Source organism: Pseudoalteromonas sp. Ld20, assembly GCF_045064175.1.
GTDB classification, from domain to species: domain Bacteria; phylum Pseudomonadota; class Gammaproteobacteria; order Enterobacterales; family Alteromonadaceae; genus Pseudoalteromonas; species Pseudoalteromonas neustonica.
Window position 1 is genome coordinate 74487 of sequence record NZ_JBISHB010000034.1, and the last position, 15771, is coordinate 90257.

Genomic DNA, 15771 nt, shown 5'->3' on the forward strand with positions numbered 1-15771 from the left:
GGCATAAATATTTGAACAATTTAACGAATTAAATAGACCTTATATCTACCTAGATTGGTATAAAACACTCCCCTTGTTGGGGAGTGTTTTAAATTAAAAAGCCGAGGCTCTTACGAGACTCGGCTTTTTTAATGAAGGTATGTTATACCTTAATGCAATTGCTCTTACTTCTTTTTCTTCACTTTTGATTTTGCCTTTTTACGGGCTTTAATTTTTGCTGGATCTTTTAGCTTTTTAATCGGCATCTTTGCTTCTTTATGCTGTGGCTCAATACCTTTGATCACTCTGCGTTTTAGCTTTTGTTCAATATAGCGCTCAACTTTAGCAAGGACTAAGATGTCGTGGGCTTCCACTAATGAAATAGCGATACCTTTTTTACCTGCGCGTCCTGTACGACCAATACGGTGAACGTAAACGTCGGCAGTACGAGGCATGTCAAAGTTTATTACATGGCTAATGTCAGCAACATCAATACCACGAGCGGCAACATCGGTTGCAACGAGTATTCTTGTACGACCACTATGAAAGTTTTCCATTGCTTTCATGCGTTTGTCTTGTGGCATTTCACCACGTAACCACGCGGCTTTAACTTCATTAGTGGTTAATTCACCAATTAGTGTTTCAAGTCGCTCGCGGGTTTTAACAAACACAATTGCTTTGGTTAGATCTGGATTTTTTAGTGTATTAACCAATAGCTCTAATTTATGATGATAATCATCGGCTAAATGTACCCATTGATGGATTTTAGCTTTTTCTTTACGTGATGATTCAGCTTCAAGAAGTGCTGGATCATTTAATATTTGCTCTGCAAAGCGCTCAACACTGTCACCTTCTAAGGTGGCTGAGAATAAAAAGCACTGACGGCGATTTTTTGCTTCTTCACAAATACGCATCATTTCTTTACGAAAGCCCATATCGAGCATGCGATCGGCTTCATCAAGAATAAGTAATTCTACGTTTTCGGCATGGAAGTTTTCAGTTTCTAAATACTCCATTAAGCGCCCTGGTGTGGCGATCAAAATGTCGTTGTTTTTTTCAAAAATCTCTTTATGCGTACCATAGTTTATACCGCCAGTAACAACACCTATTTTAAGGTTTGTACCTTTAGCAAGTAGTTCACATTGTTCATGAATTTGATAAGCAAGTTCGCGTGTAGGAGTCATAACGAGTACGCGAGCAAAGCCAGGCTCACGACGTGGAAAATCAAGTAAATACTGAATTGCCGGAATTAAAAATGCCGCAGTCTTACCTGTGCCTGTTGGCGCTGACGCTAAAATGTCACGCCCTTGTAGCGCTTCAGGAATAGCTTGTTGTTGAATGCTTGTTGGGGTTTCATAACCCATTTTAGCAATGGCTTGCAGTAGCTTGTTATCAATATCAAAATCAGAAAATTGCATAGAGTGTCAAAAATAGAGGACAATTGGCGTTAATTATACGCGCTATCGAGCGCTTGGTGAATGAAAAGGTGAAAAAATGTCAGGCTTTGTGTTTAAACAATTTTCGGTCAGCCATGAGCAATGCGCAATGAAGGTCTCAACCGATGGCATTTTACTGGGCGCTTGGGCCGATTTAACGAGCGGTGATAGCTTACTGGATATAGGCGCTGGCACTGGCTTGTTAGCGTTGATGTGTAAACAGCGTGCGCCTCATTTGTTAGTAAATACAGTGGAAATAGACGCCACTGCTTATGCCCAAGCATCACAGAACATTAGCCAAAGTCCGTGGCCTGATATTGTTATTTATAATTCAGACATTCAATCTTTTACGTCAGAGGTGTTATTTGATGTTGTTGTTTGTAATCCACCGTATTTTAATGACTGTTTAAAAGGAGGGGATCATGCACGTAATACCGCAAGGCATACTGATAGTTTAAGCTTTGCAGAGTTGCTTGTCGCTTTTGATCGCCTAAGCCATCAAGGTTCTATATTTAATGTTATTTTACCTTGTAATGAGGCGCAGCAATTTATTGGTCAAGCCGCTGCTCAAGGGCTTTATTTACAACGCCACTGTTTAGTGCGCACAACTAAAAATAAATCTGCTACGCGAAGTTTAATGAGTTTTGGCTACCAGCCTCGAAAGTGTGAACCAAGCATATTAACGATTCATAATGAAGATGGAAAATACAGTGATGACTATGTTGCGCTGTGTAAGGATTTTTATTTGAAAATGTAAGGGTTGCGAAAGTTGGTAATATGGAGTTTAAAGTAACCCATGATATTTAGCACCACCGCGCGTTAATAAGGTTAACGAGCGGTGGTTGTTTATTTATTCGGTTATTGTGGCTTTGATGCCGTTTTTGTCTACTACGAGTGTGTATGAATTACTGTAAGATGCGTGACAAATTGACAGTATTTTATCATCAACTTTAATGTCTGCATTACAGTCATCAACATGTCGCCAGTGGCTAACATCACCTTGGGTAAGGGTTAAAGGCTTTTCGTTTACTGTAAGCGTTACGGTTTCTGTGGCTAAAAACCTAACCGCAAAAAAGTTATCTTTATTGTCTTGTTGATTTTTAACCAAACTCAGACGTACAAGCTCTTTGTCTTGCCAAGCTATAAAGTGGTAATCTTGATCATTATTTACTTTGTAGAGTTTTTTGTAATTACGCGTATTTTGACTGTGATCTTGCACATAGAAGGATATTTTGTATTTACCATTATGCTCATGTCTGGTTTTTATTGGGTCAGCACCACTGGCTAGCGTATCGACATAATACTTATTGCGTTTCACGTCACGTTCATCGCCATCAAGTTCAGTATTTGCCATATGAAAATCAATTTCTTGATTTGTGGTATTGATGAGTGTGTAGTCATTTTTATAATACGAAGAGCCAAAATTGGCGGTTTCAATGTCTTCAGAATTACAGGCAACAATAAAACTAGATAAAGTAAGTATACATAGAGATCGAGTTAGCATGATTAAATCCTTTTATGTAGGGTATGCATGCTATTTTATGATTAAAGTGACGATTATGTCCTTTTTAAAGTGTAATGTTTTGTTAAAAACTGTATCAACTAGATGCCGCTTTTTACTCAGGTGTATGAGTTGTGATCCGTCGCAGCATCTAATTAAGGGGGGTTACAAGGTTTCGCTGTATTCAGTCATTATTTGCTCTACCCAATTGGCAATACGTTCATCGCTGTGTTCATACTGGCTGTCTTCATCAAGGGCTAAGCCAACAAAATGCTTACCGTCAGCAGTAAGCGCTTTAGACGCTTCAAATTCATAGCTACTGTCGTTTGGCCATAAACCTAATAATGTAAATTGTTGGCTGCTTATTTCATCGTGCAGCATGCCTAGCGCATCTTGAAACCACTGACCGTAACCTTGTTGGTCACCCATGCCAAATAAAGCGATGGTTTTGCCATTGAGATCAACATCTTTAATGTCATCCCAAATTGATTCCCAATCTTCTTGTAACTCACCAAAATCCCATGTTGAGATACCAAGGATGATAAAGTCGTACTGCTGCGCATTTTTTAGTGGTTCATCTTTGATATTATGTAGGCTTACAATGTCTTGGCCGATAATATCGCGAATTTTTTCTGCTGCTATTTCTGTATAGCACGTGGTAGAACCATAAAATAAACCAATTTGCATCGTATTTATCACTGTGTATTTGCCTGATATGATAGGCTGAAGTTTACCGTAAGGTATTATTAATTGATACCTTGATAACTATGAGAATAACTGTGACAACGTTACCTGATCATGAGTCATTAGATTCAGCCCTTACAGATCACGACGAACTGCTTAACAATAGCGATTATCTAGAATCTTTTTTAGATAATCTTTATCTAGAACAGCACGTAAGCGATAACACTTTATCTGCATATCGCAGTGATTTAGATAAGTTTTGCCTGTTTTTGGAAGGACAAGATCTGTTAACCGTAACAGGGCAAGATATTGAAAGCTATTTAGCACACCGTGTTGATTTAGGTTTAAAACCACGCAGTACGGCACGTAGCATTAGCGCATTAAAACGGTTTTATCAGTATTTTGTGCGTGAAAAGCACATTTCTGATTCGCCAATGGTAAATATTGCTCAGCCTAAGGCAGGGTTATCGCTACCTAAAACGTTATCAGAGAGTGAGGTTGAGGCATTGCTTGCAGCTCCAAATACAGAAGAGCCAATGGGCTTGCGTGATAAAGCCATGTTGGAGTTGTTATATGCAACAGGTTTACGAGTTAGTGAATTAGTTGGCTTACGTATAGAACAAATTAATTTACGCCAAGCGGTGGTGTTAGTTAAAGGTAAGGGAAATAAAGAACGTTTAGTGCCACTTGGTGAAGAAGCGATGTACTGGTTAGAGCAATTTTTAAAGGTTGGCCGCGCGCAAATGATTAAACACGCGACTGACTTTGTGTTCCCGTCAAAGCGAGGAGTTGGTATGACCCGACAAACTTTTTGGCATCGTATTAAACACTATGCTATTTTGGCTGCAGTTGAATCGCCTTTATCGCCTCATACACTTCGTCATGCGTTTGCAACACACTTATTGAATCATGGTGCTGATCTAAGAGTGGTACAGATGATGCTAGGGCATAGCGACTTATCGACTACACAAATTTATACTCATGTAGCGAATGAACGACTAAAATCGGTACATCAGCAACATCATCCTCGCGCTTAATGAGAATTTTTTCTAGCTTGAGCGGTCTGAGTAGATACTAATTATCAGGATATAAGAGAACATTATGAAAAAGTTAATATTAGCCGGTGCAATGCTAGGCACCAGTTTAAGTGCGTTTGCTAATGGCGTTTTAGCCGTTCCTGATGCTAATGACCCTATAGTAACTAAATTTGCTGCATTGGGTGTTACTGTTAAACACATTAACCCAAGCCCTGTTGCGGGTTTAAAAGAGCTAATTACCGATAAAGGCGTGTTATATGCAAGCCCAGACGGCCAATTTTTAATGCAAGGCACGCTGATTGATTTGAACAATCGTAATAACTTAACTGAGCAAGCACTTAACGGCGTTCGTAAAGGTGGGTTAGTTGAATATGAAGATTCAATGATTGTATATAAAGCTAAAAATGAAAAACACAGCATTACTGTATTCACAGATATTAGCTGTGGTTATTGCCGTAAATTACATCGTGAGCTTGATGATTTACTCGAAGCAGGTATTACTGTTAAGTATTTAGCCTTCCCACGAGGCGGCTTACAAGGGTCAGGTTACGCAGATTTAATGAATGTATGGTGCTCTAAAGATCAGCAAGAAGCCATGACAGAAGCTAAAGCAGGCGCAGACACTAAGGTAACTAAAAACTGTGCAGCACCTGTTGCTGAACATTATCAACTTGGTCAAAGCTTTGGTATCAGTGGTACGCCAGCTATTATTTTAGAAGATGGTACATTAATACCAGGTTATCAGCCAGCAGCAGCATTAGCAGCGGCACTAGAAGCAAATAAATCTTCTTAAGTGTTAACTCATAGAAAGAAGGCCTAAAGGGCCTTTTTTTGTCAGAAATTTTTAGCCAAAAAAGTTAAATATCCTGCATGAAAAAATTGATACAAGCACGCGAATACGTTGATGATGCTCATTTACCGAGCCATATACATCCGGTTATTAAGCAAATTTATGCCACTCGCCAAGTCGTTCATGCAGATGAGCTTAATAACAGTGCCGCTACCTTACACGACTTCAAGTTATTTAAAGACATAGATAAAGCGACCGATTTGCTACAAAGAGCCCTACAAGCACAAAGTAAAGTGCTTATTGTGGGGGATTTTGATGCCGATGGTGCGACCAGTACAGCCACATTAATGCAAGGGCTGGCAATGTTTGGTTTTGCTCACTTAGATTATTTAATACCAGATAGGTTTAGCCTAGGATATGGATTAAGTCCTGCATTAGCAGAGCAAATAGTCACAATGGCCCCTGATTTAGTGATCACCGTTGATAATGGCATATCCTGTATTGCGGGTATTGATATTGTTAAAGGTGCGGGTATTAAGGTACTGGTTACAGATCATCACTTGCAAGGCGAGCAACTGCCAAATGCTGACGCAATCGTAAATCCAAACCGCCATGACTGTGATTTCCCATCAAAATCAATTGCAGGCGTTGGGGTCGCATTTTACTTATTAATAGCACTAAGAAGCGCATTGCGTGACGCTGGTTACTTTGAGCAGCAATCACCGCCTAATTTAGCTGACTTACTAGATATAGTTGCATTGGGCACTGTAGCAGATGTAGTGGCACTGGATGCTAATAACCGCACCTTGGTGCACCAGGGATTAGCACGGATCCGCAGTGGTAAAACACGCCCTGGCATTAGCGCGCTGATTGAAGTGGCAAACCGAAATGCAGCGCGCTTGAGTGCCAGTGATTTTGGCTTTTCACTTGCGCCACGGTTAAATGCGGCTGGGCGTTTAGATGATATGAGTTTAGGTATAGCGTGTTTACTTGCTACAGATATTAATCAAGCGCGTCAGATTGCAGGTGAACTTGATAGCTTAAATCACGAGCGCCGAGAGATAGAGCAGGGCATGCAAGTTGAGGCGCAGGCCGTGTTAGATAGGCTCGCCTTTAGCGATGAGCAAACACCTGATGCCATTTGTTTATACCAAGAGGACTGGCACCAAGGAGTTATAGGTATACTAGCAGGGCGCTTAAAAGAAAAATACCACCGCCCAACAGTTATTTTTGCTGGTGGCGATAACGGTGAAATCAAGGGATCATGCCGTTCGATAGAAGGGCTGCATATGCGTGATTTACTCGAGCGCTTGAATACCTTGCACCCGCATTTAATTAGCAAGTTTGGTGGCCATGCGATGGCTGCAGGATTAAGTATCAACGAACAGCATTTTAGCGAATTTAAACACGCTTTTGAGCAGGCGGTGAGTGCTAAATTAAGCGATGAGCATAAAAAATGTATTATTTTAACGGATGGTGAGTTACCCAGCGATTGTTTTAATATGGAATTCGCCCAGCAAATTAAACAAGCGGGGCCGTGGGGGCAGCAATTTCCAGAGCCGGTGTTTGAGCATACATTTGAACTTGTACAACAGCGTATTGTGGGTGAAAAGCATTTAAAATTGGTTTTAAAGCATCACTCAGGGCGCTTAGTTGATGCGATAGCCTTTGGTGTTGATGTAAAAGCATGGCCAGATACCGAAGCACGTTTTGTAAAACTTGCCTATCAGCTCGATATCAACGAGTTTAGAGGCAAATTTTCATTGCAGTTAATCGTACGAGAGCTACAAAAAGTATCATAAAAAATATCTATTTTCGATGCATAAAATACTAATAAAGCGCACGATTTTTTGTTAAAATCGGGCGCTTTATTATTTAAAGCGTCATTTAAATAATAATTTGCCTAATATTACGTGGTGATTTGCCGTGTAAACCAGCTATTTTGGAGTAACGTACATGTTTGAAGTGAATCCTGTGATTAATCAAATCAAGGAAATTCGCGAACGTACTGAACTGCTTCGGGGGTACCTTTGACTACGCTCTTAAACAAGAACGTTTAGAAGAAGTTAACGCCGAACTTGAAGATTCAGCCGTATGGAATGAACCAGAGCGCGCGCAAGCGCTTGGTCGTGAAAAGTCTGCACTTGAAGCCGTTGTTGAAACAATCGACAACTTAGTGGCTGGTGCCGATGATGTTGAAGGTCTCTTAGAGCTTGCAATAGAAGCCGAAGACGAAGAAACATTCGCTGAAGCGCAAAGTGAGTTAGCGGATCTAAACGAGCAGCTTGAAGGCTTAGAGTTCCGTCGCATGTTCTCAGGGCCGCATGATGCGAATGATGCATACCTCGATTTACAGTCAGGTTCTGGCGGTACTGAAGCGCAAGATTGGTGTAATATGCTGCTGCGTATGTACTTGCGTTGGGGTGAAGCTAAAGGCTTTAAGGTTGAACTTGTAGAAGCAACCGGTGGTGATGTTGCTGGTATTAAAGGTGCAACCGTACGCTTTGTAGGCGAATATGCTTATGGCTGGTTACGCACAGAGACGGGCGTACATCGCTTAGTTCGTAAAAGTCCATTTGATTCAAGTGGTCGTCGTCACACGTCATTTGCTTCTGCGTTTGTTTACCCTGAAATTGACGATAATATTGAAATTGATATTAACCCGTCTGATTTACGTATCGACGTATACCGTGCATCAGGCGCGGGTGGTCAGCACGTAAATACCACGGAGTCAGCAGTACGTATCACGCATGTACCGACTAATACAGTCGTGCAATGTCAGAACGAGCGTTCGCAACATAAAAATAAAGCGCAAGCGATGAAGCAGTTAAAAGCAAAATTATTTGAGCTTGAACTGCAACAGCAAAATGCTGAAAAGCAAACCCAAGAAGATGCAAAATCTGACATCGGCTGGGGAAGCCAAATTCGTTCATATGTACTTGATGATGCCCGTATTAAAGATTTACGAACCGGTGTTGAAAACCGTAATACCCAATCGGTACTTGACGGTAACTTAGATAAATTTATTGAAGCCAGCTTAAAATCTGGCCTATAACCACCAAGCTAAAAAAGAGCTAAAAAATGACTGATCAAATCCAAGACGAAAATAAGTTAATCGCTGAGCGTCGTGGCAAATTAGACGCTATTCGCGCAAATTGCCCAGCCAATGGTCATCCAAACCAATTCCGTCGTGAGCATTACACGGCAGATTTGCAAGCCCAGTTTGGTGATAAGAGTAAAGAAGAATTAGTTGAATCGCAGCATGTTGTGTCTATCGCAGGGCGTATTTTAGCCAAACGCGGACCATTCTTCGTGATTCAAGACATGAAAGGCCGTGTACAGGCGTATGCGTCAAAAGACGTGCAAAAAGATCTTAAAGAAAAATATGGCCAACTAGACACGGGCGATATTATTGGTGTTAAAGGTGCGCTTAATAAATCAGGTAAAGGCGATTTATATGTAGAAATGACAGAGTATCAACTACTTACTAAGTCACTTCGTCCATTACCTGAAAAGTTCCATGGTTTATCTGACCAAGAAACTAAATATCGTCAACGCTATGTCGATTTGATCACTAATGAAGCAACGCGTGAAACATTCCGTATTCGTTCACAAGTCGTTGAAGGTATTCGTCGTTTCTTAGCCGATCGTGACTTCATGGAAGTGGAAACACCAATGCTACAGGTTATTCCTGGTGGCGCATCGGCACGCCCATTTGTAACGCACCACAACGCGCTTGATATCGACATGTACTTACGTATTGCGCCAGAGCTTTACTTAAAGCGTTTAGTGGTTGGCGGTTTTGATCGCGTATTTGAAATTAACCGTAACTTCCGTAATGAAGGGTTATCAACGCGCCATAACCCAGAATTCACGATGATTGAATTCTACCAAGCTTACGCCGATTACATCGACCTGATGAACATCACCGAAGACATGTTACGCACGGTTGCTGAAAATGTACTGGGTAGCGCAATTGTTATTAATACAACCAAAGACGAAAACGGCGACGTTATTGATTCAGTTGAATATGACTTTGGCCAACCGTTTACACGTTTAAGCATGAGTGATGCAATTCTTAAGTACAACCCTGAGTTTGATGCGGCCGTATTTAATGACCCAGAAAATCATTTTGACGAATTAAAAGCATACGCTAAACAAGTACACGTTAAGATCCCTGAAAACTGCGTATGGGGTCCAGGTAAGTTCTTATGTGAGATATTTGAAGAAACAGCTGAGCACATGCTTATTCAGCCTACTTTTATCACAGGTTACCCTTGGGAAGTATCACCACTTGCACGTCGTAATGATGAGAACGCATTTGTTACTGATCGCTTTGAGTTTTTTGTTGGTGGTCGTGAGCTTGCTAATGGCTTCTCTGAGCTTAACGATGCACAAGACCAAGCTGAGCGTTTTACTCGCCAAGTTGAAGAAAAAGACGCGGGTGATGATGAAGCAATGCATTACGATGAAGATTACATCCGTGCGCTTGAATACGGTTTACCACCAACAGCAGGTGAGGGTATTGGTATTGATCGCTTAGTGATGTTGTTTACTGACTCATCAACAATCAAAGATGTGATCTTGTTCCCGCATATGCGTCCACAAGCTGACTAATTCTATTTTTTAGTAAATAGTATTTAAAACGCCGCTTTAAAGCGGCGTTTTTGTGTGCGATATATTTGATCCATTAAATAAGCTATAACGTATTTTTAGCGTCAGTGCTTAATAGGTGTTTAAGTTTAATTACTTGATTTTTAATGATTAAAAAATATTCTTAAAAACACCTAAAATAGAGCAGGCAATGTTTTAAAGTTTAACTAAACTAAATACAGTAAATAAGGCGGAAAGTGTGTGTTTTAATATTATTAACACTAAAATACCGCATAGGTAAATGGACTTACTATAATGAAAGATAAAAAATCAGTAGATGCACAGGAACAATTTAGTACTGAAGAGCAAAGGCAGATTTATTATCGTGCCTGTATTGCTGAATTTCAGCAGCTAGGTTATCAAGATCAATATCTCGAACAATTAAATGATGAATTAGTGCATTTATTAGGGGTTTCAAAAGACCCAAATAAACTATAGATTGCTCAATCTTCAAACACAAATGATGGTTTTTTAGCTGTTATGGGTATTCTCTAACCATACAGTCACTTTAAACAAGAAAAGTGTTTGACATATTTTCTGAAATCTTTATTATACGCCCCACAAGACGGAGAGGTGGCCGAGTGGCCGAAGGCGCTCCCCTGCTAAGGGAGTATAGGGTTTGTAGCTCTATCGAGGGTTCGAATCCCTCCTTCTCCGCCATTTATTTTATAAATGGTTTCTTGTACAGTAAAGATTGGGTGCATAGCTCAGCTGGATAGAGTACTCGGCTACGAACCGAGCGGTCGGAGGTTCGAATCCTCCTGCGCCCACCACTCTTTACAAACTCTTCTTAGAGTATAAATAGGAAATATCAAAAGTGGGTGCATAGCTCAGCTGGATAGAGTACTCGGCTACGAACCGAGCGGTCGGAGGTTCGAATCCTCCTGCGCCCACCACTTTTGATACTTAGTTATTGCAAGCTAATTAATATGTCAGATAAGACATTAAAATCGAAATAGAATGTGGGTGCATAGCTCAGCTGGATAGAGTACTCGGCTACGAACCGAGCGGTCGGAGGTTCGAATCCTCCTGCGCCCACCACTTTCTATTTAAAGAATAACAACTTTTGAAATTCATTAGTTGCTGGGACAGTCAAATCAGACTATAAAATTACAATAGAATGTGGGTGCATAGCTCAGCTGGATAGAGTACTCGGCTACGAACCGAGCGGTCGGAGGTTCGAATCCTCCTGCGCCCACCACTTTCTATTACTAATTAAGCTAATAGAAATAAGCCGACGAAAGTCGGTTTTTTTATGCCTGAAATTCACGTTATTGTAGGAACAGGCTTTAGCCATGAAATGTATTTGCAGTAGTTGTAGTGATACAGAAATTTAGAGCGCTCAGAGGTTCACTCTTGCAAGATACGCCCTGTGCCCACCACTTTCTATTACTACTTAAGCTAATAGAAATAAGCCGACGAAAGTCGGTTTTTTTATGCCTGAAATTCACGTTATTATAGGAACAGGCTTTAGCCATGAAATGTATTTGCAGTAGTTGTAGTGATTCAGAAATTTAGAGCGCTCAGAGGTTCACTCTTGCAAGATACGTCCTGTGCCCACCACTTTCTATTACTACTTAAGCTAATAGAAATAAGCCGACGAAAGTCGGTTTTTTTATGCCTGAAATTCACGTTATTATAGGAACAGGCTTTAGCCGTGAAATGTATTTGCAGTAGTTGTAGTGATACAGAAATTTAGAGCGCTCAGAGGTTCACTCTTGCAAGATACGCCCTGCGCCCACCACTTTCTATTACTACTTAAGCTAATAGAAATAAGCCGACGAAAGTCGGTTTTTTTATGCCTGAAATTCACGTTATTGTAGGAACAGGCTTTAGCCTTGAAATGTATTTGCAGTAGTTGTAGTGATACAGAAATTTAGAGCGCTCAGAGGTTCACTCTTGCAAGATACGCCCTGCGCCCACCACTTTCTATTACTACTTAAGCTAATAGAAATAAGCCGACGAAAGTCGGCTAAATTTAAAGAGATTGCTCAAAGCGATCTTTTGGATGAACGAAAGAAAAAAGAGCTAGCAATGCGGCAGATAACTTCGTCCTTGAGCAGATAAAAAACCAAAGTAATGAGTTTTATCAGCAATATTTAAGCGATTTACAAGAGTTCGCTAAAGGCTATTTTTAGTTACCAGCAGGGTTTGTTCAATTATCAAGTGCTGAGAATGCTTAAACTTAAACCATAAAATTAACCCATAGATTAAGCTGTGAAATGATTACAAATATTTGCTTGCGCTGTGAAGTGTGTTATTTTTAATAAAATATTCCAAAATGTTTTTTAAGTAGGAATTTTAATTATGGGTGAAGGTGAGAGCTAATTTCAACTACATCAGATATGTTCTTTGGTAAGTAGTTAAAACCGTGTGGTTAATATAATAATAGAGGATCCTAAAATGCGACAATCACTAATTGCTCTGAGTATTACATTGGCCAGTATTGCTTCGATAACGCCCATCGCTGTCGCTAATACCTGGCAAACGGACGTTATAGGAGTTAGTCAGCCCCAACTAACTCCACAGCATTGGTTAGCTAAAACTAAAGTTAAAGTAACGGCTCAGCCATTAATGAGTGCATCACAAATTATGGCGTTCAATAAACAACTGGTCGCTGAAAATGAGCATATTGTCGATCCTCTCGATTTTGCTACACAGCTTACAAAGCAGCAATTAACTAACCACATCTATAGCATTAGCGCGGTACCAAAAAGTCCTCGTTTTTATTCCAATGGCGTCGCATTAACAGACAAAGATTTTGCTGATTATCATGCCAATATGAATTTAGAAGCGATTGAAAATAACAACCAAGTTGGTTTTGGGGTTGTAGTAAAGCGCTCTGTACTACGTACTTTTCCAACATGGGATAGGGTATTAAATAGCGGCTTAGATAATGATCTTGATCGTTTTCAAGAAAGTGGGTTATTTCCAGGTGATACGGTGGCTATTTTACATCAAAGTGCTGATAAGCAATGGCTACTGGTGCGCGCTTATAATTATTTGGCTTGGGTGCCTACGGCTGATATTGCCACTGCAAGTAAAGCGACCTTACATAGATTTAAAAATCAGGATGATTTTTTACTTATTACGGGGGCAAAAGTTAATACTGCCTACGTACCAGATAATGCTGATATCTCTGAGCTGCAACTCGATATGGGTGTACGCCTGCCATTAGTTGAGGCAAAGCAAGTACCAAATTTATTGCATGGGCAAAATACTTACGCCAATTATGTAGTACAACTGCCAACAAGAGGCGCGCAAGGTGAGTTAGTTATACAACCTGCACTAATTAGCCGCAGTAGTGACGTTAATATAGGTTACTTACCCTACACCCAGCAGAACTTGATAAAACAAGGGTTTAAATTCTTAGGCGAGCGTTATGGGTGGGGGCATGATTATAATGGCCGAGATTGTACGGGATTTGTAGGTGAGATTTATAAAAGTTTTGGTTTATTAATGCCACGCAATTCAGGGCAGCAAGGGCGAGGCGAGTATGGTATTAATCAGCGTTTTGATGGCGCTGATGCAGAGCAAGTAAAGTTAGATGCGGTTAAAAAGATGCAAGTGGGGGATCTTATTTATATACCAGGCCATGTAATGATGTATCTCGGTGAGCAAGATGGTCAACCTTATGTGATCCATGATGTAAAAGGGCTAGGCTATAACAAAGCTGATGGTCGCTTTTATTCTAGCGCATTAAATGGTGTATCGGTCACGCCATTATTGCCACTGCGTTTATCACCGCAAAAAAGTTATTTAGATCGCACCTATAATATTAAGCGAATTCGCTAGGAGCCACTATGAAAATTACCGCTATACGGTTTGCTAAATTAAAAGTGCCATTAGTAACTCCGTTCAAAACAGCGCTACGGGAAGTTAGTTTTATAGAAGACTTAGTGGTGTTAATTGACACAGATAAAGGCCAAGTAGGTTACGGCGCAGCAGCATCAACCCCTATTATTACTGGTGATACCCATCAGGGAATGATCAGTATTATTAAGTATTTTTTAGCCCCCAAATTAATCGGTTTAGAAATTGAAAACCTTAATCATATTTGCCATGTTATTCAATCTACTGTGGTGGCTAATAGCAGCGCAAAAGCGGCGTTAGAGTTAGCTGTGTATGATTTATGGGGCAAACTTTACCAAGCGCCTCTTTATAAGTTACTCGGTGGTGGTAGTAGCACACTGCGTACAGATATAACAATTAGTGTTGATGGTATTGATAAAATGTTGGCCGATTGCGATACCGCTGTTAAACAAGGTTTCGATGTTTTAAAAGTAAAGATAGGAAACGATCTACAGCAAGATATTGAACGAGTGAAGGCAATTTATAGTGGCTTTTCTAAATACGCGAAAATTCGCCTTGATGTCAATCAAGGCTGGAATGCTAAACAAGCGGTGTTCGCGTTACAAAAATTAGAGAGCGAGAATATTGAATTAGAGCTCGTTGAACAGCCTGTGAAAAGTGATGACTTTAAAGGGTTGAAGTATATTACTGAGCGAGTTAATACACCGATCATGGCGGATGAGAGTGCATTTTCGCCTAAACAGGTTATTCAATTATTGGAACAAAATGCCGTTGATATCATTAATATTAAAGTAATGAAAACCGGTGGTCTGAGCCGCGCTATAGCGATTGCAGATATCACCGCACAATATCAAGCACAGTGCATGATAGGGTGTATGCTTGAAGGCAGTATCGTGGTTGCGGGAGCTGCTCATTTAGCTTCTGCAAAGGCGCAACAAATAACAAAAATAGATTTAGATGGCCCAGCGCTAGGTCAATTTGATCCTGTTCAAGGCGGCGTTGAGTTTAAGGGGCCGTCAATAACTCTAAGTTCTGCGCCAGGGCTTGGGATAACGCAGATAGATGGTTTGCAACATATAGATAACGGAGTTTGGCCAGCATGAAAAATATAATAAAAATGACAAGTGCAGGGGTGGTTTTAACAAGCTTATTGGGGTGTGCTCAGCAACAAATAACGAGCAGCAATACGGTTATTTCATTGCAGACAAAACAACTGGTTGTGGTAATTGCCGGTGATTGGCAAACACCCCAAGCACAATTGTATCGGTTTGAACGAAAAGGCAATAATTGGCAACAAATAGATGACGACTATTCGGTGGTGCTAGGGCGTACAGGCCTTGCATGGGGGGTTGGTTTACATCCTGAACAAGCCGGTATACAAAAGCAAGAGGGGGACGGTAAAGCGCCTGCCGGAATTTTTGAGCTGGGCACTGCATTTGGCTATTTAGATTCACTGCAAACTAATATGGCTTATCAAGGTATGACAGCGAATGATTACTGTATTGATGTGAAAGGGTCGCCATTTTATAACCAGCTAGTTAATAAGTCAGTTGTTGGAGAGGCTGCTGTTAAAGGTTCATCAGAGTGGATGCGCCGTGATATTTATAGTCAAGATGACCTGTATAAAAAAGGCATCGTGGTTAAGCACAACAGTAATAACATTGATGGTGCGGGCAGCTGTATTTTTATGCACTTATGGCGAGCACAAGATAAGCCCACAGCAGGGTGCACCGCAATGACAGAGCAGAATATGGATGCACTTTTAGCGTGGTTAGACAGTAAATCGGCCCCACTATTAATTAGTTTACCCAAAGCGCAGTATCAACAAAAACAGGCGCTTTGGCAGCTACCATTAATAAAAACATTAAAATAAAGTTG

At 40.6% G+C, this 15771-nt stretch carries 13 protein-coding genes and 5 tRNA genes; 15 read left to right on the forward strand and 3 right to left on the reverse strand.

Features of this window, described 5'->3' with window-relative positions:
• Positions 1–164 precede the first annotated feature (164 nt).
• Positions 165–1397, reverse strand: coding sequence for an ATP-dependent RNA helicase SrmB (gene srmB / locus ACJJVX_RS10150; protein ID WP_405631313.1), 1233 nt, complete (start codon positions 1395–1397; stop codon positions 165–167).
• Between the two features lie 76 nt (positions 1398–1473).
• On the opposite strand from srmB, the gene ACJJVX_RS10155 reads away from it, so the two are divergent.
• Positions 1474–2172: a tRNA1(Val) (adenine(37)-N6)-methyltransferase gene (locus tag ACJJVX_RS10155; RefSeq protein ID WP_405631315.1), complete on the forward strand. Its 699-nt coding sequence runs from the start codon at positions 1474–1476 to the stop codon at positions 2170–2172.
• Between the two features lie 93 nt (positions 2173–2265).
• Here the strand turns inward: ACJJVX_RS10155 and ACJJVX_RS10160 are convergent, their stop codons facing one another.
• Positions 2266–2919 (reverse strand): hypothetical protein, encoded by a 654-nt coding sequence (locus ACJJVX_RS10160; protein ID WP_405631318.1) that lies wholly within the window; start codon positions 2917–2919, stop codon positions 2266–2268.
• A gap of 162 nt (positions 2920–3081) precedes the next feature.
• A complete protein-coding gene (fldB, locus tag ACJJVX_RS10165) occupies positions 3082–3603 on the reverse strand; it encodes a flavodoxin FldB (RefSeq protein WP_054205340.1) in 522 nt (173 codons plus the stop codon).
• A gap of 149 nt (positions 3604–3752) precedes the next feature.
• On the opposite strand from fldB, the gene xerD reads away from it, so the two are divergent.
• From xerD to ACJJVX_RS10235, 14 genes are all read left to right on the forward strand, one after another.
• Positions 3753–4637, forward strand: coding sequence for a site-specific tyrosine recombinase XerD (gene xerD, locus ACJJVX_RS10170; RefSeq protein ID WP_099459010.1), 885 nt, complete (start codon positions 3753–3755; stop codon positions 4635–4637).
• Between the two features lie 64 nt (positions 4638–4701).
• On the forward strand, positions 4702–5430 hold the full coding sequence (gene dsbC, locus ACJJVX_RS10175; RefSeq protein WP_054453131.1) for a bifunctional protein-disulfide isomerase/oxidoreductase DsbC: 729 nt from the start codon (positions 4702–4704) through the stop codon (positions 5428–5430).
• A gap of 77 nt (positions 5431–5507) precedes the next feature.
• Positions 5508–7229 carry a single-stranded-DNA-specific exonuclease RecJ gene (recJ, locus tag ACJJVX_RS10180; protein ID WP_054205343.1) on the forward strand — a complete coding sequence of 574 codons (1722 nt, stop codon included), beginning with the start codon at positions 5508–5510 and terminating at the stop codon, positions 7227–7229.
• A gap of 154 nt (positions 7230–7383) precedes the next feature.
• Positions 7384–8482 (forward strand): peptide chain release factor 2 gene (prfB, locus tag ACJJVX_RS10185; protein WP_099459009.1). Its coding sequence is split into 2 segments (ribosomal slippage): positions 7384–7458 and positions 7460–8482, totalling 1098 coding nucleotides; the frame shifts between segments, so codons are not numbered across the junction.
• Positions 8483–8508: 26 nt separating this feature from the next.
• Entirely contained in the window at positions 8509–10044 is a 1536-nt protein-coding gene (gene lysS / locus ACJJVX_RS10190; RefSeq protein WP_054205345.1) for a lysine--tRNA ligase, read from the forward strand.
• A 291-nt stretch (positions 10045–10335) separates the two neighbouring features.
• Positions 10336–10518, forward strand: coding sequence for a hypothetical protein (locus ACJJVX_RS10195; protein WP_054205346.1), 183 nt, complete (start codon positions 10336–10338; stop codon positions 10516–10518).
• Between the two features lie 129 nt (positions 10519–10647).
• Positions 10648–10740: transfer RNA gene (locus tag ACJJVX_RS10200), tRNA-Ser, on the forward strand.
• 36 nt (positions 10741–10776) lie between these two features.
• Positions 10777–10853, forward strand: a tRNA-Arg gene (locus ACJJVX_RS10205).
• A gap of 46 nt (positions 10854–10899) precedes the next feature.
• Positions 10900–10976: transfer RNA gene (locus tag ACJJVX_RS10210), tRNA-Arg, on the forward strand.
• Between the two features lie 68 nt (positions 10977–11044).
• A tRNA-Arg gene (locus ACJJVX_RS10215) sits at positions 11045–11121 on the forward strand.
• Between the two features lie 83 nt (positions 11122–11204).
• Positions 11205–11281: transfer RNA gene (locus ACJJVX_RS10220), tRNA-Arg, on the forward strand.
• 1202 nt (positions 11282–12483) lie between these two features.
• Positions 12484–13875 (forward strand): SH3 domain-containing protein, encoded by a 1392-nt coding sequence (locus ACJJVX_RS10225; RefSeq protein ID WP_405631323.1) that lies wholly within the window; start codon positions 12484–12486, stop codon positions 13873–13875.
• Between the two features lie 8 nt (positions 13876–13883).
• Positions 13884–14996, forward strand: coding sequence for a dipeptide epimerase (locus ACJJVX_RS10230; protein ID WP_405631325.1), 1113 nt, complete (start codon positions 13884–13886; stop codon positions 14994–14996).
• A complete protein-coding gene (locus ACJJVX_RS10235; RefSeq protein ID WP_405631328.1) occupies positions 14993–15766 on the forward strand; it encodes a L,D-transpeptidase in 774 nt (257 codons plus the stop codon). Before ACJJVX_RS10230 ends, ACJJVX_RS10235 begins: the two co-directional genes overlap by 4 nt.
• The last annotated feature ends 5 nt before the right edge of the window (positions 15767–15771 follow it).

What these genes read in the sequence shown, in the direction of transcription:
- ACJJVX_RS10195 (WP_054205346.1), top strand. Translation starts at nt 10,336, where the DNA reads ATGAAAGATAAAAAATCAGTAGATGCACAGGAACAATTTAGTACTGAA.
- ACJJVX_RS10160 (WP_405631318.1), bottom strand. Translation starts at nt 2,919, where the DNA reads ATGCTAACTCGATCTCTATGTATACTTACTTTATCTAGTTTTATTGTT.
- lysS (WP_054205345.1), top strand. Translation starts at nt 8,509, where the DNA reads ATGACTGATCAAATCCAAGACGAAAATAAGTTAATCGCTGAGCGTCGT.
- ACJJVX_RS10155 (WP_405631315.1), top strand. Translation starts at nt 1,474, where the DNA reads ATGTCAGGCTTTGTGTTTAAACAATTTTCGGTCAGCCATGAGCAATGC.
- ACJJVX_RS10225 (WP_405631323.1), top strand. Translation starts at nt 12,484, where the DNA reads ATGCGACAATCACTAATTGCTCTGAGTATTACATTGGCCAGTATTGCT.
- fldB (WP_054205340.1), bottom strand. Translation starts at nt 3,603, where the DNA reads ATGCAAATTGGTTTATTTTATGGTTCTACCACGTGCTATACAGAAATA.
- ACJJVX_RS10235 (WP_405631328.1), top strand. Translation starts at nt 14,993, where the DNA reads ATGAAAAATATAATAAAAATGACAAGTGCAGGGGTGGTTTTAACAAGC.
- ACJJVX_RS10230 (WP_405631325.1), top strand. Translation starts at nt 13,884, where the DNA reads ATGAAAATTACCGCTATACGGTTTGCTAAATTAAAAGTGCCATTAGTA.
- recJ (WP_054205343.1), top strand. Translation starts at nt 5,508, where the DNA reads ATGAAAAAATTGATACAAGCACGCGAATACGTTGATGATGCTCATTTA.
- srmB (WP_405631313.1), bottom strand. Translation starts at nt 1,397, where the DNA reads ATGCAATTTTCTGATTTTGATATTGATAACAAGCTACTGCAAGCCATT.
- dsbC (WP_054453131.1), top strand. Translation starts at nt 4,702, where the DNA reads ATGAAAAAGTTAATATTAGCCGGTGCAATGCTAGGCACCAGTTTAAGT.